Here is a 22,615-nt window from a genome sequence, read left to right as displayed (position 1 = left end):
TCATTATTTTTGATAAGGCGGCTTTATTAAAGCCGCCTTATTTATAGACAGCGGTTTAAATTTTACAATATCCAAATAAAATGTCAACTTAGTTTGGTTACTTTGGTAACCAAGGAATTAAAATAACAAAAATTAGTACTCATGAATATAGATAAAGACGAATTTAGAAAATACGCAGTTAAACACCATCGTATTAATGGTTTAAACGTAGACCGCTTTATTGGACAAACAAATAATAATCCAAAAAGCATGACTCCCTATATTATTGAAGAGCGTCAGTTAAACGTTGCCCAAATGGATGTTTTCTCCCGTTTAATGATGGACAGGATTATCTTTTTGGGTGATGCCATCCACGATGGTAATGCAAATATTATACAGGCGCAGTTATTATTCCTTCAGTCAACTGATAACAACAGGGATATACAGATTTATATCAACTCACCTGGTGGTTCAGTTTATGCAGGTCTTGGTATTTACGATACAATGCAATATATTACTCCTGATGTAGCTACGATCTGTACGGGTATGGCTGCTTCTATGGGTGCTGTGTTACTGGTTGCAGGTGCAAGTGGTAAACGTGCTGCCCTGCCACATTCACGTGTGATGATCCACCAGCCTTCCGGTGGTGCACAAGGTGTGGCTTCAGATATGGAGATCAATTTAAGAGAAATGCTTAAATTGAAAAAAGAATTATATGATATCATTTCTCAACACTCCGGACAATCTTACGAATGGGTGGAAAAAGCTTCAGACCGTGATTACTGGATGAAAGCCGATGAAGCCAAAAGTTTTGGTATGATTGATGAAGTGTTAGGGACGAATAAAAAATAGATAATGGCTAAACAAACCAAAGAATCCCGTTGCTCTTTTTGCGGTTCAAGTAAGCAGGATACACTCATGCTTATTGAAGGGCTTGATGCGTTCATTTGTGATAAATGTGTCACTCAGGCGCATCAGCTGGTGCTTCAGGAATTCGGTAGCAAACAGGCAAAACCCCTTGATGCTTCACTGACATTGTTAAAGCCAATGGAGATCAAAGCACATATTGACCAATATGTTATTGGTCAGGATGATGCCAAAAAGGTGCTTTCTGTAGCGGTATATAACCACTATAAAAGACTGGGCCAAAAAGTTGACCAGGCAGATGAGGTAGAGATTGAAAAATCAAACATTATGCTGGTGGGTGAAACAGGAACAGGGAAAACTTTACTGGCAAAAACTATTGCCAAGATCCTTCACGTACCTTTTTGTATCTGTGATGCTACTGTGCTGACAGAAGCAGGATACGTTGGGGAAGATGTGGAAAGCATCCTGACACGTCTGTTACAGGCCGCTGATTATGATGTGGCTTCTGCAGAACGAGGAATTGTTTATATCGATGAGGTGGATAAAGTAGCACGTAAGAGTGACAATCCTTCCATCACCAGAGATGTATCCGGAGAAGGCGTACAACAGGCCTTGCTGAAGATCCTTGAAGGTACAGTGGTCAACGTTCCGCCTCAGGGTGGCCGTAAACATCCGGACCAGAAAATGATTCCTGTAAATACCAATAATATCCTGTTTATCTGCGGTGGGGCATTTGACGGCATTGAACGTAAAATTGCCAACAGGTTGCGTACACAGGCCGTAGGATATAAGGTGAAAAAGGATGACCTGGAACTGGACCTGAATAACCTTTACAAATATATTACCCCGCAGGATTTGAAATCTTTTGGTTTGATTCCTGAGCTGATTGGCCGTGTGCCTGTATTGACACACCTTAACCCGCTTGATAAAAATGCACTGCGCAATATCTTAACGGAACCAAAGAATTCTTTATTCCGTCAGTATGTGAAGTTGTTTGATTATGAAGGCGTGAAACTGGTTTTTGAAGATGAGGTACTGGATTTTATCGTAGATAAGGCAATGGAGTATAAGTTGGGCGCAAGGGGATTAAGGTCCATCTGCGAAGCAATCATGCTTGATGCCATGTTCGATATCCCATCCGATAAGGAGATCAAGGAGCTGGTGATCACACTCGATTATGCGGTGGAGAAATTTGAAAAAGCCGATTTTAAAAAGCTAAAAGCTGCTTAGAAAATTTAATCCCCGTTTAACGGGGATTTTTTTTTATCTTGTTATTTTAGAGTCGTCACCTGACGCAGGTTAAAAGATGCAGCAGTAGTCTGCATTTTAAGTACCTGAACATTGATCAGGTAATCTGAGTGCTGAACCGCCCTTGCTGATCCCAGCAATTTCCTCTGGTTAAAATGCCTGGCAGATGTGTAAGGTGCTGAATGTTCCCCTGACAAAAACGGGGAAAGGGAGAATTTAAACAATAATTGAATATATATGAATGAAGAAAAAGAAGTAAAAAAAGACGAAGAGATGGTAAACAAGGCAAAAAAGGTGAAAGAAGTGGAGACGCCGGTAAAATCTGGCTTGAAAACAAAAGCAGATATCGTTAAAAACTGGCTGCCGCGCTATACAGGCCGTCCGCTTGAAGAGTTCGGACAATATATTTTGCTGACCAATTTCAGTAAGTATGTACAGATGTTTTCTGAGTGGCATGACAATGCACCGATCATGGGGCTGGATAAACCTATGCAAAGTGTGACGGCAAATGGAATTACCATCATTAACTTTGGTATGGGGAGCCCGCTTGCAGCAACGATGATGGACTTGTTAAGTGCAATTATGCCGAAAGCCGTATTGTTCCTGGGGAAATGCGGGGGACTGAAAAAGAAGAACCAGCTGGGGGACCTGATCTTGCCTATCGCCGCCATCAGGGGAGAAGGAACATCCAATGATTACCTGCCTGCAGAAGTTCCTGCACTACCTGCATTCGCCTTGCAGAAAGCAATTTCAACAACTATACGTGACCATTCCCGTGATTACTGGACAGGCACCTGTTACACCACTAACCGCAGGGTCTGGGAGCACGACAAAGAGTTTAAGAAATACCTGAAAACTTTAAGAGCGATGGCAGTGGATATGGAAACTGCAACGATCTTTACTACGGGCTTTGCCAATAAGATCCCAACGGGGGCACTGTTACTGGTATCGGACCAGCCAATGATCCCTGAAGGTGTTAAGACTGCAGAAAGCGATAGCAATGTCACTACGAATTATGTAGAAACACATTTAAGGATTGGTATTGATTCTTTAAAACAACTGATCAATAACGGACTTACAGTGAAACACCTGCATTTTTAGCTTATTGGCTATCCCCGTTCTTTGGAAAATCAAATGAGGCCAGGCTTCCGGTATGGTGACTTACCAAAGCCCAGTCTTCAAACGGGAAATCTATGATGACCGTTCCTGCCGTAGGGATATTGTATATATGCGCATCGGCAAGAAAATTACTAAAGTCGGTTAATCCAGGATTATGGCCAAAAAGGGCTATCGTATCGTGCTTGTTATCCAGTCCATTCAGGACATGGAGCAAAGCCGTAGGATTCGCCTCGTATATGGTGGGCTCCAGCTGGATATGGTCTTCAGGCATATTCCAGACTTCCGAAAAGTGTTGTGCAGTGGTGATGGCCCTCTTGGCCGGACTACTCACAATCAACTCCGGAATGATGCCTTTGTTATTCGCACGTTCCGCCATTTCCAATGAATTTTTATGTCCACGGTGATTTAGTGGACGCTCAAAATCTGTCATGTTGTGATCTGCCCAGTCAGATTTACCATGCCTTACCAGTATAATACGTTTACCCATCTTATTGTTGTTAGCTTAGCTGTTGGAGAAATCAACAATTATCTCTTCAGGAATGTTTGTCATACAGTTAAAATGACCCAGGGGACATTTCTCCAGTCCGAATTTGGAGCATGGCCGGCAGGACAGGTCTATACCCACTACCAGTGCGTCTTTAACCTTGTAGGGAAATACCCCCAGAAGATCAGGAGTCGTGCCTCCCCAGACTGAAGCAATAGGTATATTAAAAGCTTCTGCGATATGGGTTAATCCCGTATCAAATCCAATAACTTTATGGGCTTTGGAAACAATAAAAACAGACTGGTCCAGGTTCGTCAGTCCACAGGTAGAGTATACATTTTCCCCCACAGCGGCGCTGATTTCTTCAGCATTGCTTTTTACATCATTTCCGCCCATTAATACGACCGGCAGTTTGATGTGCTTACAGATCTCAATGATCTTCTCATTGGGCATTCTCTTGGTAAAATGTGTAGCCCCAATAATGAATGCAATGTATTTTCCCTGATGGGTTGCGGGTAAAAACTCTTCCAGCTGGTAAGATTTGGCCACATCATAATCTATAGGCCGATTGTCATTCTTTACCCCCAAAAATTTCACCGTCTCCAGGTACCTGTCCACCAGGTGATCTTTGGAAAACAATTTCGACCACTTGAATTTCAGCGCAAGCCATTTGTTGATCCTGTCTTTTTTGTAGGTGGATGCGGGAATCCCGGTAGCCAGTTTAATGATGGAGGTACGCAGGTTATTGTGCAGGTCAATAATCAGGTCAAACTTTTCTGCTTTAATAGCTGCGATGGTATCCGCCAGTTTTGGTTTCAGGATATGCAGCTTTGTCAGATACGGATTTTGCTGATAGATGTATTTGAACTGGTCCTTTGTCAGGAAATGGACTTCACAATCCGGGATTTGTTGTTTCAGGCAGCGTACAACCGGTGTGGTATAAATAATATCACCCATTGAGCTGAATCTGATTACCAATATTTTCTTAGGTCTTTTCAATTGCCCCACGTGTTAACAACCCTGTTTAAGGGTTTTTATCTTTTCAATGACCGCTGTAGAAGAATATCCGGGTAAAAAAGTAAGTACTTTTACTTCACCTCCATTGGCCAAAGTCTCCTTTGCACCTACAATGTTTTCTATTTCATAGTCGCCACCCTTGACCAGTATATCCGGCAGTACTGTTTTAATCAGTTCCAAGGGGGTATCTTCAGGAAACAGGACTACCGCATCGATGAAAAACATGGAGGCGAGCAGCGCAGAGCGGGTAGTTTCATTGTTAATTGGTCGCTCCTCACCTTTAAGCCTTTTTACAGAATCATCACTGTTCAGTCCGATCACAAGGACATCACCAAGACTTGCTGCTTCAGACAGGTAAGTAATATGTCCGGCGTGCAGCAAATCAAAGCAGCCATTGGTAAAGACCACTTTTTTGCCCTCTGATTTCCAGCCTTTCACATTTTCGGTTAATGTGTCCAGACCGACAGTTTTTTTTGATAAGATTTCTTCAATATTCATGTAAACAGGTATTAAAAGATCAGGTCAACTGATTTACAGAAAATATGTCCGATCAGGATATGCATTTCCTGGATTCGGGCTGTAGCTTCATCATTAATAATAATATTCAGGTCACAGAGGTGGTTCATTTCTCCACCATCGCGGCCGGATAAGCCCAGGGTTTTGCAGCCCAATTCCCTTGCGGTGTCTAATGCCCTGATGATATTCGGACTATTGCCGCTCGTAGAGATAGCAATAAAGAGATCATCTGGCCTTGCTAAGGCAGACAGTTGTCTTGCAAATACACGTTCAAAGCCATAATCATTGCTAATGGCGGTGATAGCCGAAGTATCGACCGTTAGTGCGATAGCCGGAAGTGCTTTTCTGTCCTTTACGTATCTGCCGGTTAATTCAGCAGCGATGTGCTGTGCATCTGCGGCACTGCCACCGTTGCCCGCAATTAATATTTTCCCACCGGCAAGGAGGACCTCCGTAACCATTTTACAACCGGTTTCGATGTCGGGTATAAGGGTAGAGATCACCTGGTCGATGACGTGTTTATGGTGGTAAAGTTCTTCTGATACCATTGGATTAGTTCTTTTGGTGGATGGCCCCTACAATTTCCTCAACGGTTGTGGTGGCACTTCCAATATGTTTAATTACAATTGAAGCCGCATAGTTTGAAAGGATACAGGCTTCTTCAATGGAAAAACCTAATGCCACACAATAGGAAATTGTGGCAATGACGGTATCTCCTGCGCCGGTAACGTCATAAACTTCTGTAGCTACGACAGGAATGACTTTACAATTTTCAGGGGTAATGATCGCTATTCCCCCTTCAGAGAGGGTAACGATTAACCAGGTTGCTTTAGTATGGCTGAAGATAACTGCCGCAGCATTCACCAGGTCTTGCTCGGTAGCAATTTTTTCTGTCTTTGCTGCTTCAGCTAGTTCTTTGCGGTTGGGCTTAATGATAAATGCCCCCTCATATTTGCTGTAATCAAGTCCCTTGGGATCTACGATAACTTTTTTCTGCAATTGGTTACAACTATCGATAATCCTTAAAGAAAGGCTTTTTGTGAGTAGTCCCTTATTGTAATCGGACAGGATCACGATATCACTTGAAGTGATGCATGGATACAGTGCCTGAAAGAAAACATCTTCCAGGGCAACAGAGATATCATGTATATCCTCTTGGTCTATTCTGACGATCTGGTGATTGGCAGCAATTACTCTTGTTTTTACGGTAGTCGTCCGTGAATCATCTTTCAGAATAAGATGGGTATCAATATTTTTAGTCTGCAGGATAGATTTGATCTCTTCTCCGAAGGCATCATTTCCGGTAATTCCGGCAAGATAGACTTTGGCACCAAGGTCGATCAGGTTACTTGCTACATTGGCCGCTCCACCAACTATTTTATTTTCTTTTTTAACGTTTACGATGGGTACCGGTGCTTCCGGTGAAAGCCTGGTCGCAGTACCGAAAATATAATGGTCCAGCATCAGGTCGCCTATCACAAGGATATTCGGCTGAGGCTGGGTTTGGTGGGCATTTAATAAATTTTCTGCAAGCATGCTGGCGTATTAATTCGCAAATATAGGTATAATGGAATGACAATAATTTAAAGACCCGGTTTTACTGCGTTAAAATAGCTGGTAATTTCGGTCAGTGTAAATGCATTCAGACATTGTTTTTGCTCAAGGCCACCTTTTCTGCCTACATAAACGCCGTAGTGCATATCCCTGAAGCCTTCCATGCGGTGGGCATCCGGATTGATGGACAACAACACACCTTTCTCCAGTGCATAACGGTGCCATCTCCAGTCCAGGTCAAGGCGTAGTGGATTTGCATTGATTTCTATAACGACCTTGTTTGCCGCGCAGGCATCAATTACTTTGGCATAATCTATCGGATAACCTTTTCTGCTCAGCAGGAGGCGACCGGTAGGGTGGCCAAGGATTGTAGTATATGGATTTTCAATCGCTTTGATCAGTCTTGCGGTAGCTTTTTCTTCGTCCATCCTTAGGTTACTGTGTACAGAAGCCACAACAAAATCGAAGGTTTTCAGGATGTCGTCGCTGTAATCGAGCGAACCATCATGGAGGATATCACTTTCTATTCCTTTGAATATTTTAAAAGGGGCAAGCTTCTCATTGAGGGCATCTATTTCTTTGTGCTGTGCATAGATACGCTGCTCATTTAATCCGTTGGCATAAAAGGCAGATTTCGAGTGGTCGCACATGCCCAGGTATTCCAGTCCCAGTTCTTCTTTGCAATACACAGCCATTTGTTCCACTGTATGTACACCGTCACTCCAGGTAGAGTGGTTGTGCAGGCTGCCTTTTAAGTCCTCATGGGTAATCAGTACGGGCAACTGGTTATTTTTCGCCAGCTCCACCTCATTCAGTCCTTCCCGGAGTTCCGGGCTCACATAGGCTAATCCTGCTTTACTGTATAATTCCTGCTCATCAGTGAAAGGGCCATTTCCAGCCAAGGAAAGGACTTCCTCCACATGTTTTACATTTCCGGTAAGTTTGAATAACTGCAGATAAAAATCAGCTTTCGGAAAAAGGTGGAGTTGTATTTTTAAGCCAAATGGGCTTTGTGCGATAAACAGGTTTTCCGTTTGCTGCACAAACTCAAGGGGAGTAAAATCTTTGATGCTATCGGTTATCTTGGTTAGGTCATCGGCTCCGGCAATAAAATCCAGTTCTTCAATAATTTCGCAATAGCGGCGGTAATCACCGGCAATCTGGAGAAGGGGATCAGTTTCAGTATTGCTGAGCCATAGCAATAACTCTGCATGGAGGGTATTGGCGAGTCCTTCAGCCTGGGCATACAGGAATTTTCCTTCTGCGGCCATCTTAAATTCAATCACCTTTTTAATTTCCTCCTGGGTTTTAAGGCCGAAACCTTTAGCTTCAATCAGCCTGTTTTCATTACAGGCATAATAGAGTTCCCCGATATTTTCAATGCCAAGATCTTTCCAGATCACGACAATTTTCTTCGGGCCAATACCTTTGATGCCCAGCATCTCCACAATCCCTTCAGGCGTAGCGGACAGGATGTTCTGCAATTCCATTAGGGTACCTGTCTGCAACAGTTCCCATACCTTGGCCGACATACTTTTGCCCAGTCCATCGATTTTCTCGATTTCTTCAATAGTCTTGCTACTGATGGCATAGGGCAATTTGTCTACTTTAAAAGCTGCATTCGCTACAGATTTTATTTTAAAGGGATTTTCATTGTGCAGCTCCATCAATTGAGAAAGGAGGCGCAGGCTACGTGCGATGGTCTTGTTTTCCATTTGCCGCTAAAATAAATAAAAAGATGCGTTTTTCCTGAATTATGATTTTGGCATAGTTTTTTAACATCAGATTTATAGAAGAATAAAACGAGGGCCAACTATAAGAGAGGATAACAAAAATCTATGAATGAAGCGGTTATTGCAAGTCAGCTTCAAAACCTTTAAACATATATACCCATGAAGACAATAAATTATGCTGGCATGCTTCTGTTAAGTTTAGCAGTAGCCTGTAACACTGCTCCTAAAAAAAATATAGATGAGGCAGTGATTGAAAACACGGTGATGACTGAGGAAGTGAAGGAGGTTCCCAATAATAGGCTGATCGTTCCTGGTAAGCAGGTCGGAGCCCTGTTTTTAGGACAGGATATGAAAGATATATTTGCCTTGCTGGGAAATGCTGATGACGGGGACGCGGCAATGGGCAGTGCGCTGGCCATCTGGAAAAAGGATTCGATCAGCATATTTTCTTCCTATCGTGACAGCAATATGGTCGTTAAAGCAGCGAAGCAGATTGCGACAGGATCTTCCGCTTACCTCACTGCAGACCATATTCATACCGGAATGACGCAAACGCAGTTGATTGATGCATGGCCGGCAGTTAAGTTATCCGGTGTATTTGTGCATGAAAAGACCAATGATACCTTAAAGGTTTTTGATGATATGGCAGGGGGTATTGCATTTGACATTGAGCAGGATCTCGTCAGCCGTATTATTGTACATGAGAAAGGGAGGTCGGTTGAGGCTACCTATCTGAGTATGTATCCTGGATGGAGGTCTTTAAGAAAATAAGTTGTTTTACCGAAAAAAGCCCTTTAAGGGCTTTTTTCGGTAAAACATGTACAGCTATCCTACTCTGGTTTTTTTCTATTGTGTTTTAATTTCAAATGGCATCCGTGCCTGAACACCGGAATTGGTAATCGCATTTTTCAGCTGATTATACAGCAGGAAGTTTTCGCCAAACTCTTTTTTCGCGAAGTATACCCTGATATTGTCCGTAGCATCACTCATTAATGCTTTAAACGGGCTTAGTTTTTCGGGATATTCCACAATTTTATAGTCGCTTACTTTTGCTTTTTTCCCTGCAGCCACGATAGCGTCATTGAAGCTGCCCAGTTTATCGGCCAGCCCGATTCTTACGGCATCTGTGCCAATCCATACATGTCCGCCACCGATAGAATCGATATCAGCCTTACTTTTTTTACGTCCATCAGCCACGCGGCCAATAAAAGTATCATACACATGGTTCACATCCGTCTGGATAATTAATCGTTCTCCTTCAGTAAGGGGACGGTTGACACTCATGATATCTGCATATTCTCCGGTTTTTACGCCATCGAAAGTAATGCCCAGTTTGTTCGTCATCAGGTTCTGGAAATTCGGAATAATCCCGAATACACCAATGGATCCGGTGATGGTATTCGGTTGAACAAAAATAGAATCGGCAGCGCAACCAATATAATAACCACCTGAAGCTGCAACATCACCGAAAGAAGCAATCACAGGTTTTACTTTTTTGCTCAGGATGATCTCTCTCCATATCACATCTGAAGCCAGGGCACTTCCACCGCCGGAATTTACACGTAAGACAATAGCTTTAACTTTATCGTCCATCCTGGCTTTTCTGATGGCCCTGGAGATCCGTTCTGAACCGATCGATTCATCTGTTCCTTCTCCACCGGTAATGTCACCGTTTGCGTAAATTACAGCAATCTTATTTTTGGCACTGCTGCTCTCTGTATCAAGACTGGCCGCATAATCATTGATGGTCACGGTAGACAGGCTTTCCTTCTTGGTTTTTCCTGTCCATGATTTCAATTCATCGAGAACCTCATCCTTATACTTTAGTCCATCCACCATTTTATAGGTTACTGCATCCTGTGGCTGACGGATCCGGTACTGGTTGGCATACACGAACAGGCTGTCCCTGGAAATATTTCTTGATTCGGCAATACCAGCCAGGAAAGTATCATACAAACCCGTTACATAGGCCGTAACCTGCTTGCGGTTATAGTCGCTCATTTTATCATTGATAAAAGGTTCCACAGCACTTTTATAATTACCAACCCTGATGATCTGTGCTTCCACGCCAATTTTCTCCATTGCTCCTTTAAAGAAAGTCAGCTGTGAGCTGAAACCTTTAAACTCAAGCGCTCCTTGCGGGTTGAGGTATACTTTATTGGCCACTGAAGCCAGGTAATAGGCATCTTGTGTATACACTTCACTGTAGGCCAGTATTTTCTTTCTACTCTTTTTGAAATCGACCAATGCATCCCTGACTTCTTTCAAAGTCGCTTTTCCCGCATTGGGAGAACTCACATTGATATATACACATTTGATATGATCATCATACTTCGCCTTTTTCAGCGCTTTGATGAGATCATAAAAGCCTATGCTTTTGCTATCACCAGACCCTAAAACAGGTACCTTTTCAAACGGTTGTGCGATGGTACGTTCTTTAATCGCCTGGTCCAGGTTGAGGTATAAAACAGAGTTATCATCAACATCTTCACTTTTACTGTCTCCGACTGCACTTACGGCAGCAACAATAATAAATGCAAACACAATAAAAATAAGGAATGTAGAAATGAATATCCCCAGTACTGTGGCAAAAACATATTTAAAAAATTCTCTCATATGGATGTTTAATATATAATTTTGTAAATATAATTAATAAGATCAGCGTTTATATGGAATTGGACACTAATACGGTGTATTTGTTACTTGGCAACAATTTAGGGGACAGAAAGGCTATACTGAATGCCGCTATCCTCAGGATTGGGGAGCAAATAGGGAAATGCTGTATTCAGTCCTCCTTTTATGAAACAGCGGCTTGGGGGAAAGAAGACCAGCCTTCCTTTTTAAATATTGCGGTTGGTATAGAAACAATTTTAACACCTATGCAAGTGCTGGATACCTGTCTGGGAATTGAAGAAGAGCTTGGAAGAGTGAGGGGGGAGCGATGGGGAGCGCGATTGATTGATATAGATATACTTTTATTTGGTAATCAGGTGGTTAATGAAGGTGTTCAGCTACAGGTGCCCCATCCGCAAATGCAAAACCGGAGATTTGTGCTGGCACCTCTGGCAGAGATAGCCCCTGCTGTCATACACCCCGTATTGAAAAAGTCGATACTCGAATTATTGGAACAGCTTAATGATGATTTAACAGTATCGAAAACTTGAGAATTTTATTAGTTTTGTGTTATGATCGATTTAGAAAAAAATAACAGTCCACTGGATCTCTCTTACCTGAGAGACATGTCTGGTGATAGCGTAGAATTCATGATTGAAATGATTGATATGTTTAAACAGCAAACCCCTTTGTACATTGCTGACCTTGAGCAGGCTATTCAGGCGGCCGATTGGGAGAAGGCTGCGGGATTTGCACATAAGATCAAACCTACACTTTCTTATGTAGGCCGTGAGGATGCGCGTGCATTATTGCAGAATATAGAGAATGATGCAAGAGAATCAAAAGCGGTATCGAATATCCCGAATGCATTTAAAGAATTAACGGATTTCTCTGTTATCCTATACAGGCAACTGGACGAGGCTAAAGCTGAGCTTGAAAAAAGACTTTAAGCAATCTATGCTTAAAGTCTGTCTTTTGGGATTGATTTTTTCTAAATGCCCAGCGATTATTCAGCCGGCTTTTTGCCGTTGAAATGTACCAGTGAGGCGAGAATATAAATAACCAGTATAAATGGTATGGCGGTAAATTTCAGCAATGCGATCAATATGGCTGAGATGATCAGGAAAATAAACTTTATCTTATTTTCCGCCCAGTCCAGTGAACCGAATTTCAGGGAGAATATCCTGATTTCACTCACCAGTAAAAAGCTCATCACGAGTGTTACTGCCATAAGCAGGATGGATGAATTGAATAATCCCGGATAATCCTTCTGTATAAATGGCAGGGATACAATAAAAAGTGTATTCATCGGTGTATTCAGACCGATGAAATCTTCTGTTTGCCTCGTGTCAATATTGAATTTTGCGAGTCGTAATGCCGAAAATATGGTGATAAGGAAGCCGAAATAGGGCAGGTATGGCGAAGAAATATTGCTCAGCGTCAATAGCTGGAACATCACTACCCCAGGCAAAACGCCGAAGCTGACCATATCTGCTAAAGAATCCAATTCTTTACCTATGGGCGACTTTACATGCAGCAGCCGTGCAACAAAACCATCAAAGAAGTCGAACACTCCCGACAGCAATACAGCATAGGCTGCTACATTCAAATCACCTTTAAATGCAAAAACCACACCTACACATCCCGAAAAGAGGTTGGCACAGGTTAATGCATTAGGAATGTGTCTCTTCATTATAGATTAACTGTTCATTGAAATTAAGAACTCCTCATTTGTTTTGGTGTTCCTTATTTGTGACTGAACAAACTCCATGGCTTCCTGGGCATTCATATCTGCCAGGTGGTTACGGAGAATCCATACCCTTTGCAGGGTATCTCTGTCATGCAGCAAATCATCTCTTCTGGTACTTGAAGCCGTGATATCAATAGCTGGGAAGATACGTTTGTTAGATAATTTACGATCCAGCTGAAGTTCCATATTACCGGTTCCTTTAAACTCTTCGAAGATCACCTCATCCATTTTAGAACCTGTCTCCGTTAATGCCGTAGCAAGGATGGTTAATGATCCGCCTTTTTCTATGTTACGGGCAGCACCGAAGAAACGTTTCGGTTTGTGCAGTGCATTTGCATCCACACCACCTGATAAGATCTTTCCTGACGCAGGGGCTGTTGTATTGTAGGCACGGGCAAGACGTGTTATGGAATCCAAAAGAATCACCACATCATGGCCACATTCTACCAGGCGTTTAGCTTTTTCGAGTACGATATTGGCAATTTTAACGTGACGTTCTGCAGGTTCATCAAATGTGGAAGCAATCACTTCTGCGCGTACGCTTCTTGCCATATCAGTCACCTCCTCAGGACGTTCATCGATCAGTAAAATGATCAGGTAAACTTCAGGGTGATTTTTTGCGATGGCATTGGCAACCTCTTTCAATAAATTGGTTTTACCTGTTTTTGGTTGTGCTACAATCAGACCGCGCTGACCTTTACCAATTGGGGTAAACAGGTCGATAATACGGGTAGAATAGTTGTTTGTTTCTGTGAACAGGTTTAAGCGTTCAGTAGGGAACAATGGTGTCAGGTAATCAAAAGGCACCCTGTCACGCACATCAGCAGGCAATCTGCCATTGATGGTTTCTACACGTACCAAAGGGAAATATTTCTCTCCTTCTTTTGGCGGACGGATACTGCCTTTTACGGTATCTCCTGTTTTCAGTCCGAATAACTTGATCTGTGACTGAGATACATAAATATCATCCGGTGAAGAAAGATAATTATAATCTGCAGATCTCAGGAATCCATATCCGTCGGGCATAATTTCCAGCACACCTTCATTGGTAATGGTGTTGTCGAAATCCAGATTGGAGTAGCTGTTTTCGTTCTGTTTGCCGTTATTGTTACTATTGCCATTATTACCTTTAGGGCGGTTATCTTCCCTGACAGGCTTGGCCTTTCTTTGCTCACCGTTTAAGGTATTCGGTTGAGCAACAACGTTGGCGTTTTCTTTTTTAGCAGCAACAGGAGCTGTTTCAGCAGAGGACTCTTCAGTTACAGCAGGAGTTGTATTTTCCTGTGAAGGTGCTGCTACTACTTCCTGGCTTGGCTCTGATTCAAATAAAGAAGCCCTGTTAAAATTGCCGGTAGTATTGCCTGCAGGAGCTTCAGTTTCGTCTTTGTTGATACGGACTCTCTTTCTGAGTGGTTTTTCTGCAGGGGCAGCTTTGGCTGCTTTAGTTTTGGCAACTTTTACCGCTGCTGGTTTTACAGCGTCGTTTGCCGGAACTTTTTCCTCAGCAACAGGCTCTTCGGCCTGAGCTTGTTGTTCGCTAATCTGGCGAATGACCTCAACCAGTTCCGCTTTGCGCAAATCATCAGCATTTAGGATACCTTGAGATTTTGCTAACTCACGCAGTTCTGCCGTGAGTTTTTCATTTAATTCTGTTTTGTTAAACATTATGTGGGTGTAGAGAAATTTTTTATAAAAGTATTTATCAGCCGATCAAAGCAAAAAATGCAATATTGTAAATAAAAAAAGGACAAATTGTTTGGGATTTTCTGGGATGATCAGATAAACTTCAGAGAATTATGTTGCAATTGTATGTATTTTAAAATTAATCTCCAAGAGAAATTTAAAATGTTATGAATATATTACTTTATATGGTTAGCAAATGAGACTTTAAAACTTCTTTAAATTTTGGCATATTTGCGCACTATATAAGCTAGAATGAATAAGAAGCAACTTTTTGAACAGATAAAATTAAAAAAATCATTTTTGTGCGTAGGACTTGACCCGGTGCTGGAAAATGTCCCAAAACACTTGCTGTCGCATGAAGATCCTATATTTGAGTTTAACAGGCAGATTATTGAAGCGACAAAGGATATCTGTGTTGCTTATAAACCCAATACGGCATTTTATGAATCACGCGGATTAAAAGGATGGGAAAGTCTGCTGAAAACCTGGAAATATATTCCCAAAGATATTTTTACCATTGCCGATGCAAAAAGAGGGGATATCGGAAATACTTCGGCCATGTATGCCAATGCATTTTTTAATGAAGAGCAATCGGGCATGAGCTTCGATTCCATTACGGTAGCTCCTTACATGGGGAAGGATTCAGTGAGTCCTTTCTTGAATTTTGCGGATAAATGGGTGATCTTACTGGCCTTAACCTCTAATGCCGGACACAATGACTTCCAGTTGCAGGATGTCAATGGCGGAAAGCTGTATGAGGAAGTGATCAGAACCTCTTCAACCTGGGCTGGCAGTGAACAGATGATGTATGTGGTTGGTGCTACAAAACCAGAGGAATTTGCGAATATCAGGAAACTGGCTCCTGATCATTTCCTGCTTGTCCCAGGTGTAGGTGCACAGGGGGGAAGTTTGTCTGCGGTATGTGAATACGGATTAAATGATACCTGTGGATTGCTGATCAATGCAGCCAGAAGCATCATATATGCAGGTGATGGAGAAGATTTCGCTGAAAAAGCGAGAGAAGAAGCATTGAAATTGCAGGTAGAAATGCAGGAAATACTGGAGAAAGCCAATTTAATTTAAAGTACACAAGAAACCTTCCTCACTGAAGGTGAATTTAAATAAATCAAAGCTGTTTCATGTGATGGAACAGCTTTTTTTAGGACCTCTTTTTTTCAGATTCTTTTTTATTTGTGGGTAGATCATGGTTAGATTGGCTCATTTAGTTGAAGAGGATCAGATGATGCATTTGAATGAGGAATTTTTACACTATATATGGAAGTATAGGCTGTTGACCAGCACTGATCTCTATTGCACAGAGGGAGAAGAGTTGCGTATCCTTCATCAGGGGGAATTAAATACCAACGCAGGCCCAGACTTTATGCTGGCCCGTCTTAGGATTGAGGGAATTACCTGGTTGGGGAATGTAGAAATACATATCAGGTCGTCCGACTGGGGGTTGCATGGTCACCACCTTGATAAAGCATACGATACGGTTATCCTGCATGCAGTATATACCGATGACTGTCCAGTCTACCGCAGTGATGGCAGCAGGATCCCTACACTGGTATTAAAAGGCTTGTTGCCTGAAATGATGTACAGCCTGTATCTGAATCTGATCAATGCCAGGAATGTATTTCCCTGTTCCCCGCAAATGAAATACATAACGTCTGCCGTTAAAGAAGACATGCTGGTGAAAATGCTTCAGGAGCGTCTGGAGGAGAAATCCGCCGAGGTCATGGACAAATCGGCACGCAACCACAATAACTGGAATGAGACATTTTATTATCTTTTGCTGCGGAATTTTGGGTTTAAAATTAACACTGTCCCTTTTGAGATATTGGCGAATTCCCTTCCAAGTACCATTCTGGTCAAACACCGGGATAATGCTTTACAGATAGAGGCTTTGTTATTTGGCCAGGCAGGCTTTCTTGAAGGAGCATTTAATGATGCATATCCACAGCAACTGAAAGCTGAATATGGGTTTTTAAGGAAAAAATACCATCTGAAACCTATGGATCTGTCGCTATGGAAATTTTTAAGGATACGTCCCAATAACTTCCCTACGAGAAGAATCGCACAATTAGCGGCATTACTTTTGCATAAACACCATTTTTTATCGTTGATTATAGAAGTGAGGGAACTGAAGGAATTAAGGGCGTTATTTACGCCACCGGAAATAAACAAATACTGGGATACACATTTCCATTTTGATAAGGAAGTAAAAAAAATGAAAAGCCGTTTCGGGCATCAGTCTGTAGACAGCCTCATCATCAATACCGTATGCATTTCATTGTACAGCTTTGGGAAAAGTACAGACAAACCTGGTTTAAAGGACCGTGCATTAACCTTGCTGAAGGAGATCCCGGCAGAAAGAAATGCACTTACTGCCATGTACAGCAGTAAGGGAATGGATGTAAAATGCGCATTTCACTCCCAATCCGTAATACATTTAAATAAAAGCTATTGTAATCAGAAAAAATGCTTAAATTGTATCATTGGTAGTAAAATTTTAATTCAATAATATGTACCAGAATATCATAACCTTCTTCGAAAAACGAAGTTTTGGCGTTTGCACTTACATTGCAGAGCGATTAGATATCTCTACCTCCAAAATCAGGCTATTCTTTATCTACTCTTCATTTCTGGCAGTAGGTTTTCCAATTGTATTCTATGTGATGGCAGGAATAGTCCTGGATATACGTCACTATATCAAACGGATCAGGATACGTATCTGGGACTTATAGCAAATCAGTCTTTTGTAAAACACAATAAGGCAACACATACAACTATAAACTTTATATTTGTTGCCTAACAACAGCATAATTAAAATGTCGGTAAGGGGAAACCAATTTAAATCTAATTCATTCAAAAACGAATACGGGGGGAAACCCGCTTCAAAGGTATCATCAAAAGAACCAAAAGAAAGATTTGAGCGTATGCCTTCACTGAATTTTCAGGATGGGAGGGTGATAAAGATTACGGGATTGTTTTTTACTATCCTTGCGGTTTATTTCCTGGTGGCTTTTACTTCCTATCTCTTTACCTGGCAAGACGATTACAGTTACGTCATTGATGCCAATGGGGGATGGGGGAATCTTTTTAAGACTGTTGAGGAACTGCAGCAGCACAATATTCCTGATGTGGTTCAGAACTGGCTCGGTAAATTCGGTGCATTGTTGTCTCACCAGTTCATTTATGAATGGTTCGGTGTAGCCTCCTTCCTGTTTGTTTTTGTCTTTTTTGTCATTGGATACCGTTTATTGTTCAAAGTGAAAATATTCGGACTGGAAAAAACTTTAGGCTACGGGCTGTTTTTCCTTCTTTTTCTATCCCTTACTTTCGGGTTTCTGCATTCCTTCTTTTTGGAATCCCCGCATTACCTGGAGGGAGAAATCGGTTACTGGTCGAATAAACTGCTTGTTGCACAGATTGGTGTGACCGGAGTGGGTGGATTGCTTGCTTTCCTGGGATTGTCGATCCTGATCATAGCCTACAATATTGATTTTAAACTTCCTGAGCGCAGGAAGAAGGAAATTATTGGGCTGGTACTGGAAGATGATGAGCTGGAAGGACCGGAACCTGAGTCCGTGACACGTAATGTTCAGCATACCCCTCAAAAGGCTACGCCTGATCATGAAAATGTTCGGACAGATACACCGTCAGAAGTCGAATTTACCCTCAATGATAAACTTGGGCAGCAACGCAAAAAGGAACAGAATATCGTTTTAACCCCTAACCGCTTTGAAGAAAAGATGGTGGAGGAAGAAGAGGTTATCCCCCTGAAGCCGAAGCTGGATAATGTCATGAATGCACCTATCATTCTTTCACCGGTAGTAGCACCCATCGAAGAAATTATTTATGAAGATGTTAAACCGGAACCGGAACTAACGATTGAGAAAACAGAAGAAGAGAAGAAATCTGAAGAGCTGGTGGAGCAGTTTGGGAACTATGACCCTACTTTGGACCTGTCGAGCTATAAACATCCCCATCTGGAATTACTGGAGAATTATGGATCCAATAAAATTTCTGTAAATGCGGATGAGCTGGAAGCCAACAAAAACAAAATTGTTGAAACACTCAACCATTACAATATTGAAATTGATAAGATCAAAGCGACTATCGGTCCGACGGTTACCCTGTATGAAATTATACCTGCACCCGGGATCAGGATTTCCAAGATCAAAAACCTGGAGGATGATATTGCCCTGAGTCTTGCTGCACTTGGCATCCGTATCATTGCACCGATGCCTGGAAAAGGTACCATTGGTATTGAGGTGCCGAATATGCATCCTGAAATGGTATCTATGCGAAGTATCCTGGCCACAGAAAAATTCCAGAAGACAGAATTTGATTTGCCTATAGCCCTTGGAAAAACGATTTCCAATGAGGTATATATCGCAGATTTGTCAAAAATGCCCCATTTACTGGTCGCCGGAGCAACGGGACAGGGAAAGTCGGTTGGTATCAATGCGATTCTGGTCTCATTGTTATACAAGAAACATCCTTCGCAGCTTAAATTTGTATTGGTTGACCCGAAGAAAGTGGAGCTTACGCTTTTCAATAAAATTGAGAGGCATTTCCTTGCCAAACTTCCGGGAGAGGCAGATGCAATTATCACCGATACGAAGAAGGTCATCAATACCCTTAATTCCCTGTGTATAGAGATGGATCAGCGTTATGATCTGTTAAAAGATGCGATGGTAAGGAATTTGAGGGAGTACAATGATAAGTTTATCAAACGTAAATTAAATCCGAACAATTCTCACCGTTTTCTGCCCTATATCGTATTGGTCGTAGATGAGTTTGCCGATTTAATGATGACAGCAGGTAAGGAAGTGGAAACACCAATTGCACGTTTGGCCCAGCTGGCCAGGGCGGTAGGTATTCACCTGGTGCTGGCTACGCAAAGACCATCGGTAAATATCATCACAGGTACCATTAAGGCAAACTTTCCTGCCCGTCTGGCTTTCCGTGTACTGTCTAAAATTGACTCGCGGACAATCCTTGACAGCGGTGGTGCAGATCAGCTGATTGGTAGGGGAGATATGCTGTTATCGACAGGAAACGACCTGATCAGGCTACAGTGTGCCTTTGTAGATACACCGGAAGTAGACCGTATTTCAGAATTTATAGGAAATCAGCGTGGTTATGCTGAAGCTTATCAATTGCCGGAATATTTGGATGAAGCGGCGGAATCGGCAAAAGCAGATTTTGATCCGTCAGAAAGAGATGTCATGTTTGAAGATGCTGCCCGTCTGATTGTTATGCATCAGCAAGGCTCTACTTCACTGATTCAGCGGAAGCTTAAATTGGGGTATAACCGGGCAGGTAGGATCATTGATCAGCTGGAGGCTGCAGGGGTTGTCGGTCCTTTTGAAGGCAGCAAGGCAAGGGAAGTGTTGATCCTTGACGATTATGCTTTGGAACAGTTCTTGGATGAGCTCAAGAAGTAATTGAACATTAATTATACACACAAAGGAAGATGAAGACCTCATGGTTTGCGGCATGATGTCGGGATCTATTCAATCATGATCGCTTCAATAGCTTAAAAAACAAAAGATATACAGATGAAAAAGATAATCATGTTGTTGCTGGCTGTATCCGGGATCAGTTTTGCAACCTATGCACAGAGTGATGAACGTGCCCAGGCGATCCTGGCAGAGGTGAGTAAGAAATACCGTTCCTATGATATCGTGAAATCAGATTTTACCTTTTTATTGGATAATAAACAGGCAAACAGCAAAGAAAGCCAACAGGGCACTTTATATGTGAAGGCGAGTACAAATAAATATAAGGTGGCCATGACGGAACAGGAGCTGATCAGTGACGGAAAAAGTCAGTGGACCTACCTGAAGAAAGATAAAGAGGTACAGCTGTCTGATGTGGACAATAGCGGAGATGCGCTAAACCCTGCGAAGATCTTTACCATCTATGAAAAAGGATTTAAAAACTTGTACACTGGTGAAAAGAAAGTAGGGAATAAGACTTATCAGATGATCGATTTATCACCAATGGATACGAAAAAGTCGTATTTTAAAATCAGGCTGAGCATTGATAAGGCAGCAAAACAAATTGCCAATGTGCTGATCTTCGATAAAAATGGCAACAGGTATACCTATAATGTAAAAACATTTACTGCAAATGTTAAGGTTCCTGAAACGATATTTACATTTGATGCAAAAAAATATCCGGGAGTTGAGGTGGTAGATTTAAGATAATCTTATATTTGGACATATGACTTTAACAACCTCATTTTGAAAGTTACATTTCTGGGTACAGGGACATCACAGGGCGTGCCGGTTATTGGATGTAGCTGCGAGGTATGCACTTCGGATGATCCCCATGATAAGCGTTTGCGCACTTCTGTGCTGCTGGAAACGGCGGATAAGGTGATTGTTATAGACAGTGGCCCTGATTTCCGTTACCAGATGCTAAGGGCGAAGGTGAAAAACCTGGATGCGATTGTATTTACACATGAGCATAAGGACCATATTGCAGGGCTGGATGATATCAGGCCTTTCAATTATCTTTTACAAAAGGATATCGCCGTATATGCTACAGAAAGGGTTCAGGAAGGACTGAAAAGAGAATTTGCTTATATTTTCAGTGGGGTGCATTACCCGGGGATACCTGAAATAGCGATGCATACCATTAGCGGTGAGCATTCTTTTTCTATTGGGGAGACCAGGTTTATTCCCTTGGATGTAATGCATTACAAGCTACCTATTCTGGGGTATAGGATTGGTGATTTTACGTATATCACCGATGCGAAGACTATTCCTGAGCATTCTACGGAGAAAATCAGGGGTACAAAAGTGCTCGTGATTAATGCCTTACAGATAGGAGACCATATTTCACATTTTACGTTGAATGAAGCGCTTGCTTTTGCAGCAGATATTGGTGCCGAAATGACATATTTTACCCATATGAGCCATAATTTAGGTAAACATGCTGATATTGAGGCATTATTGCCCGAAAATGTCAGGCTGGCCTACGATGGTTTGAGTTTTATCGTGTAGAATTTTAAAATAACCCTTTTTACTGTGCTGAATAAGTATATATTTGCAGAATAATTACCCGGGTGGCGAAATTGGTAGACGCGCCAGCTTGAGGGGCTGGTGCTGGCAACGGCGTGGCAGTTCGAATCTGCTCTCGGGTACCACCAGATTTAATTCTGATTTTTTAAAGGGTTGCTCATTCAAAAGCAGCCCTTTTTTCTTGGTATATACTGGCCGATTCTATTGCATAGCCAATTCTTTTAATATGAGCGGAGATTTGGTTGATCTAAATCACAAGCTCACTGGCCAACCTCGTGTCTTTAAAAATAAATGAATTAGATATTTTGAGGTGTAGCGTTCTCTCTTCCGCATACGTTTTTGTTTAAAAAGAATTAATTCTCTGATATGAAAAAGACTTATCCAATTGCCAGATTTCTATTTGCTCTATTACTTATCTTGAGTGTCTATTCCTGTAAGAAGGACAAAAACATGATTTCCGAGTTACCTTCAGGAGATTCTTTCCTTCCCATGCAGGTTGGAAATTCATGGTATCTCAACAAGTACAACTATACTGAGATTCAGGATAGCATAATGATTAGCGGAGCGCTTTACTACAAATTTTATTCCGTCGTTGGCGGCGATGGGATATCTATTTCCTATATGCGTATCGATGAGAACGGAAGGCTGATTATCAGTGATCCCCGTAATCCTGAATATACCAGTGTGCAAGCAGACTTCAATGCAAAGGTAGGCGATACCTTTTTTACCACAGGTAAAGGTAACGATACTGACAATGAGGTTACCGTTGTACAGAAATCAGATAAAGAAGTGGTCTTTTCCTTTGATGCAATCTATCACACCAACCTAAAGGGACATCCTTACCAGGTGAGGTATATCAAGGGGCAGGGTTTTCCAGGCAACTGGACAAGATTGAAGATCAACGGTGTGGTCTATAAATAATCATCATAAAAAGAGGCTGTATCATAAATCATGATCAGCCTCTTTTTTTATTTATAGCTTCTGTCTCTGCTTATTTTTTATAACATTTTTT

The 22,615-nt window shown here is 41.9% G+C and carries 22 protein-coding genes and 1 tRNA gene; 14 read left to right on the top strand and 9 right to left on the bottom strand.

Features of this window, described 5'->3' with window-relative positions; translation table 11 throughout:
• Window positions 1–141: 141 nt before the first annotated feature.
• The 3 genes from clpP to ACSBL2_RS19910 all read left to right on the top strand — a co-directional run bounded on the left by clpP (window position 142) and on the right by ACSBL2_RS19910 (window position 3,195).
• Window positions 142–831 carry an ATP-dependent Clp endopeptidase proteolytic subunit ClpP gene (gene clpP, locus ACSBL2_RS19920; RefSeq protein ID WP_442588309.1) on the top strand — a complete coding sequence of 230 codons (690 nt, stop codon included), beginning with the start codon at window positions 142–144 and terminating at the stop codon, window positions 829–831.
• Window positions 832–834: 3 nt separating this feature from the next.
• Window positions 835–2,076, top strand: a complete 1,242-nt coding sequence (gene clpX / locus ACSBL2_RS19915; protein WP_442588308.1) for an ATP-dependent Clp protease ATP-binding subunit ClpX — start codon at window positions 835–837, stop codon at window positions 2,074–2,076.
• Between the two features lie 255 nt (window positions 2,077–2,331).
• Entirely contained in the window at window positions 2,332–3,195 is an 864-nt protein-coding gene (locus ACSBL2_RS19910; RefSeq protein ID WP_442588307.1) for an AMP nucleosidase, read from the top strand.
• A gap of 1 nt (window position 3,196) precedes the next feature.
• On the opposite strand, the gene ACSBL2_RS19905 is transcribed toward ACSBL2_RS19910, so the two are convergent.
• From ACSBL2_RS19905 to ACSBL2_RS19880, 6 genes are read right to left on the bottom strand one after another with little or no spacing between them, the layout of a single operon-like run.
• Window positions 3,197–3,700 carry a SixA phosphatase family protein gene (locus ACSBL2_RS19905; RefSeq protein ID WP_442588306.1) on the bottom strand — a complete coding sequence of 168 codons (504 nt, stop codon included), beginning with the start codon at window positions 3,698–3,700 and terminating at the stop codon, window positions 3,197–3,199.
• Between the two features lie 15 nt (window positions 3,701–3,715).
• Window positions 3,716–4,654 (bottom strand): glycosyltransferase family 9 protein, encoded by a 939-nt coding sequence (locus ACSBL2_RS19900; RefSeq protein ID WP_442588305.1) that lies wholly within the window; start codon window positions 4,652–4,654, stop codon window positions 3,716–3,718.
• A 54-nt stretch (window positions 4,655–4,708) separates the two neighbouring features.
• Window positions 4,709–5,212, bottom strand: coding sequence for a D-glycero-beta-D-manno-heptose 1-phosphate adenylyltransferase (rfaE2, locus tag ACSBL2_RS19895; protein WP_442588304.1), 504 nt, complete (start codon window positions 5,210–5,212; stop codon window positions 4,709–4,711).
• Window positions 5,213–5,223: 11 nt separating this feature from the next.
• Window positions 5,224–5,778, bottom strand: a complete 555-nt coding sequence (locus tag ACSBL2_RS19890; protein WP_442588303.1) for a D-sedoheptulose 7-phosphate isomerase — start codon at window positions 5,776–5,778, stop codon at window positions 5,224–5,226.
• Between the two features lie 4 nt (window positions 5,779–5,782).
• Window positions 5,783–6,766, bottom strand: coding sequence for a D-glycero-beta-D-manno-heptose-7-phosphate kinase (gene rfaE1 / locus ACSBL2_RS19885; RefSeq protein WP_442588302.1), 984 nt, complete (start codon window positions 6,764–6,766; stop codon window positions 5,783–5,785).
• A gap of 47 nt (window positions 6,767–6,813) precedes the next feature.
• Window positions 6,814–8,499: a helix-hairpin-helix domain-containing protein gene (locus tag ACSBL2_RS19880; protein WP_442588301.1), complete on the bottom strand. Its 1,686-nt coding sequence runs from the start codon at window positions 8,497–8,499 to the stop codon at window positions 6,814–6,816.
• Between the two features lie 177 nt (window positions 8,500–8,676).
• Between ACSBL2_RS19880 and ACSBL2_RS19875 the strand changes: the two genes are divergently transcribed.
• The gene (locus ACSBL2_RS19875; protein ID WP_442588300.1) at window positions 8,677–9,288 is read left to right on the top strand and encodes a hypothetical protein; all 612 of its coding nucleotides are present in this window, start codon (window positions 8,677–8,679) and stop codon (window positions 9,286–9,288) included.
• Between the two features lie 75 nt (window positions 9,289–9,363).
• On the opposite strand, the gene sppA is transcribed toward ACSBL2_RS19875, so the two are convergent.
• The gene (gene sppA / locus ACSBL2_RS19870; RefSeq protein ID WP_442588299.1) at window positions 9,364–11,133 is read right to left on the bottom strand and encodes a signal peptide peptidase SppA; all 1,770 of its coding nucleotides are present in this window, start codon (window positions 11,131–11,133) and stop codon (window positions 9,364–9,366) included.
• A 53-nt stretch (window positions 11,134–11,186) separates the two neighbouring features.
• On the opposite strand from sppA, the gene folK reads away from it, so the two are divergent.
• Entirely contained in the window at window positions 11,187–11,681 is a 495-nt protein-coding gene (gene folK / locus ACSBL2_RS19865; RefSeq protein WP_442588298.1) for a 2-amino-4-hydroxy-6-hydroxymethyldihydropteridine diphosphokinase, read from the top strand.
• A 21-nt stretch (window positions 11,682–11,702) separates the two neighbouring features.
• Window positions 11,703–12,080, top strand: coding sequence for an Hpt domain-containing protein (locus tag ACSBL2_RS19860; protein ID WP_442588297.1), 378 nt, complete (start codon window positions 11,703–11,705; stop codon window positions 12,078–12,080).
• 56 nt (window positions 12,081–12,136) lie between these two features.
• Here ACSBL2_RS19860 and pssA read toward each other — a convergent pair whose 3' ends face one another.
• Window positions 12,137–12,823 carry a CDP-diacylglycerol--serine O-phosphatidyltransferase gene (gene pssA / locus ACSBL2_RS19855; protein WP_442588296.1) on the bottom strand — a complete coding sequence of 229 codons (687 nt, stop codon included), beginning with the start codon at window positions 12,821–12,823 and terminating at the stop codon, window positions 12,137–12,139.
• Between the two features lie 6 nt (window positions 12,824–12,829).
• Complete coding sequence (gene rho, locus ACSBL2_RS19850) at window positions 12,830–14,545, bottom strand: transcription termination factor Rho (protein ID WP_442588295.1); 1,716 nt, start codon at window positions 14,543–14,545, stop codon at window positions 12,830–12,832.
• A 270-nt stretch (window positions 14,546–14,815) separates the two neighbouring features.
• On the opposite strand from rho, the gene pyrF reads away from it, so the two are divergent.
• The 8 genes from pyrF (at window position 14,816) to ACSBL2_RS19810 (ending at window position 22,524) form a co-directional block, all read left to right on the top strand.
• A complete protein-coding gene (gene pyrF / locus ACSBL2_RS19845; protein WP_442588294.1) occupies window positions 14,816–15,646 on the top strand; it encodes an orotidine-5'-phosphate decarboxylase in 831 nt (276 codons plus the stop codon).
• A 130-nt stretch (window positions 15,647–15,776) separates the two neighbouring features.
• The gene (locus ACSBL2_RS19840) at window positions 15,777–17,087 is read left to right on the top strand and encodes a DUF2851 family protein (protein WP_442588293.1); all 1,311 of its coding nucleotides are present in this window, start codon (window positions 15,777–15,779) and stop codon (window positions 17,085–17,087) included.
• 1 nt (window position 17,088) lies between these two features.
• Entirely contained in the window at window positions 17,089–17,310 is a 222-nt protein-coding gene (locus ACSBL2_RS19835) for a PspC domain-containing protein (RefSeq protein ID WP_442588292.1), read from the top strand.
• An 84-nt stretch (window positions 17,311–17,394) separates the two neighbouring features.
• Complete coding sequence (locus ACSBL2_RS19830) at window positions 17,395–20,019, top strand: DNA translocase FtsK (RefSeq protein WP_442588291.1); 2,625 nt, start codon at window positions 17,395–17,397, stop codon at window positions 20,017–20,019.
• Window positions 20,020–20,133: 114 nt separating this feature from the next.
• A complete protein-coding gene (locus tag ACSBL2_RS19825) occupies window positions 20,134–20,784 on the top strand; it encodes a LolA family protein (protein WP_442588290.1) in 651 nt (216 codons plus the stop codon).
• Window positions 20,785–20,820: 36 nt separating this feature from the next.
• Window positions 20,821–21,585, top strand: a complete 765-nt coding sequence (locus ACSBL2_RS19820; RefSeq protein ID WP_442588289.1) for an MBL fold metallo-hydrolase — start codon at window positions 20,821–20,823, stop codon at window positions 21,583–21,585.
• A 56-nt stretch (window positions 21,586–21,641) separates the two neighbouring features.
• Window positions 21,642–21,728: transfer RNA gene (locus ACSBL2_RS19815), tRNA-Leu, on the top strand.
• 241 nt (window positions 21,729–21,969) lie between these two features.
• Window positions 21,970–22,524: a hypothetical protein gene (locus ACSBL2_RS19810; protein ID WP_442588288.1), complete on the top strand. Its 555-nt coding sequence runs from the start codon at window positions 21,970–21,972 to the stop codon at window positions 22,522–22,524.
• Window positions 22,525–22,615: the final 91 nt, after the last annotated feature.

This window comes from Pedobacter sp. AW31-3R (assembly GCF_052180285.1).
Classification (GTDB): domain Bacteria; phylum Bacteroidota; class Bacteroidia; order Sphingobacteriales; family Sphingobacteriaceae; genus Pedobacter.
This window is presented reverse-complemented; position numbering and strand designations above follow the sequence as displayed.

Excerpts from the sequence above, each read along its gene's own strand:
- clpP (WP_442588309.1), top strand. The coding sequence starts at position 142 with ATGAATATAGATAAAGACGAATTTAGAAAATACGCAGTTAAACACCAT.
- clpX (WP_442588308.1), top strand. The coding sequence starts at position 835 with ATGGCTAAACAAACCAAAGAATCCCGTTGCTCTTTTTGCGGTTCAAGT.
- ACSBL2_RS19910 (WP_442588307.1), top strand. The coding sequence starts at position 2,332 with ATGAATGAAGAAAAAGAAGTAAAAAAAGACGAAGAGATGGTAAACAAG.
- ACSBL2_RS19905 (WP_442588306.1), bottom strand. The coding sequence starts at position 3,700 with ATGGGTAAACGTATTATACTGGTAAGGCATGGTAAATCTGACTGGGCA.
- ACSBL2_RS19900 (WP_442588305.1), bottom strand. The coding sequence starts at position 4,654 with ATGGGTGATATTATTTATACCACACCGGTTGTACGCTGCCTGAAACAA.
- rfaE2 (WP_442588304.1), bottom strand. The coding sequence starts at position 5,212 with ATGAATATTGAAGAAATCTTATCAAAAAAAACTGTCGGTCTGGACACA.
- ACSBL2_RS19890 (WP_442588303.1), bottom strand. The coding sequence starts at position 5,778 with ATGGTATCAGAAGAACTTTACCACCATAAACACGTCATCGACCAGGTG.
- rfaE1 (WP_442588302.1), bottom strand. The coding sequence starts at position 6,766 with ATGCTTGCAGAAAATTTATTAAATGCCCACCAAACCCAGCCTCAGCCG.
- ACSBL2_RS19880 (WP_442588301.1), bottom strand. The coding sequence starts at position 8,499 with ATGGAAAACAAGACCATCGCACGTAGCCTGCGCCTCCTTTCTCAATTG.
- ACSBL2_RS19875 (WP_442588300.1), top strand. The coding sequence starts at position 8,677 with ATGAAGACAATAAATTATGCTGGCATGCTTCTGTTAAGTTTAGCAGTA.
- sppA (WP_442588299.1), bottom strand. The coding sequence starts at position 11,133 with ATGAGAGAATTTTTTAAATATGTTTTTGCCACAGTACTGGGGATATTC.
- folK (WP_442588298.1), top strand. The coding sequence starts at position 11,187 with ATGGAATTGGACACTAATACGGTGTATTTGTTACTTGGCAACAATTTA.
- ACSBL2_RS19860 (WP_442588297.1), top strand. The coding sequence starts at position 11,703 with ATGATCGATTTAGAAAAAAATAACAGTCCACTGGATCTCTCTTACCTG.
- pssA (WP_442588296.1), bottom strand. The coding sequence starts at position 12,823 with ATGAAGAGACACATTCCTAATGCATTAACCTGTGCCAACCTCTTTTCG.
- rho (WP_442588295.1), bottom strand. The coding sequence starts at position 14,545 with ATGTTTAACAAAACAGAATTAAATGAAAAACTCACGGCAGAACTGCGT.
- pyrF (WP_442588294.1), top strand. The coding sequence starts at position 14,816 with ATGAATAAGAAGCAACTTTTTGAACAGATAAAATTAAAAAAATCATTT.
- ACSBL2_RS19835 (WP_442588292.1), top strand. The coding sequence starts at position 17,089 with ATGTACCAGAATATCATAACCTTCTTCGAAAAACGAAGTTTTGGCGTT.
- ACSBL2_RS19830 (WP_442588291.1), top strand. The coding sequence starts at position 17,395 with ATGTCGGTAAGGGGAAACCAATTTAAATCTAATTCATTCAAAAACGAA.
- ACSBL2_RS19825 (WP_442588290.1), top strand. The coding sequence starts at position 20,134 with ATGAAAAAGATAATCATGTTGTTGCTGGCTGTATCCGGGATCAGTTTT.
- ACSBL2_RS19810 (WP_442588288.1), top strand. The coding sequence starts at position 21,970 with ATGAAAAAGACTTATCCAATTGCCAGATTTCTATTTGCTCTATTACTT.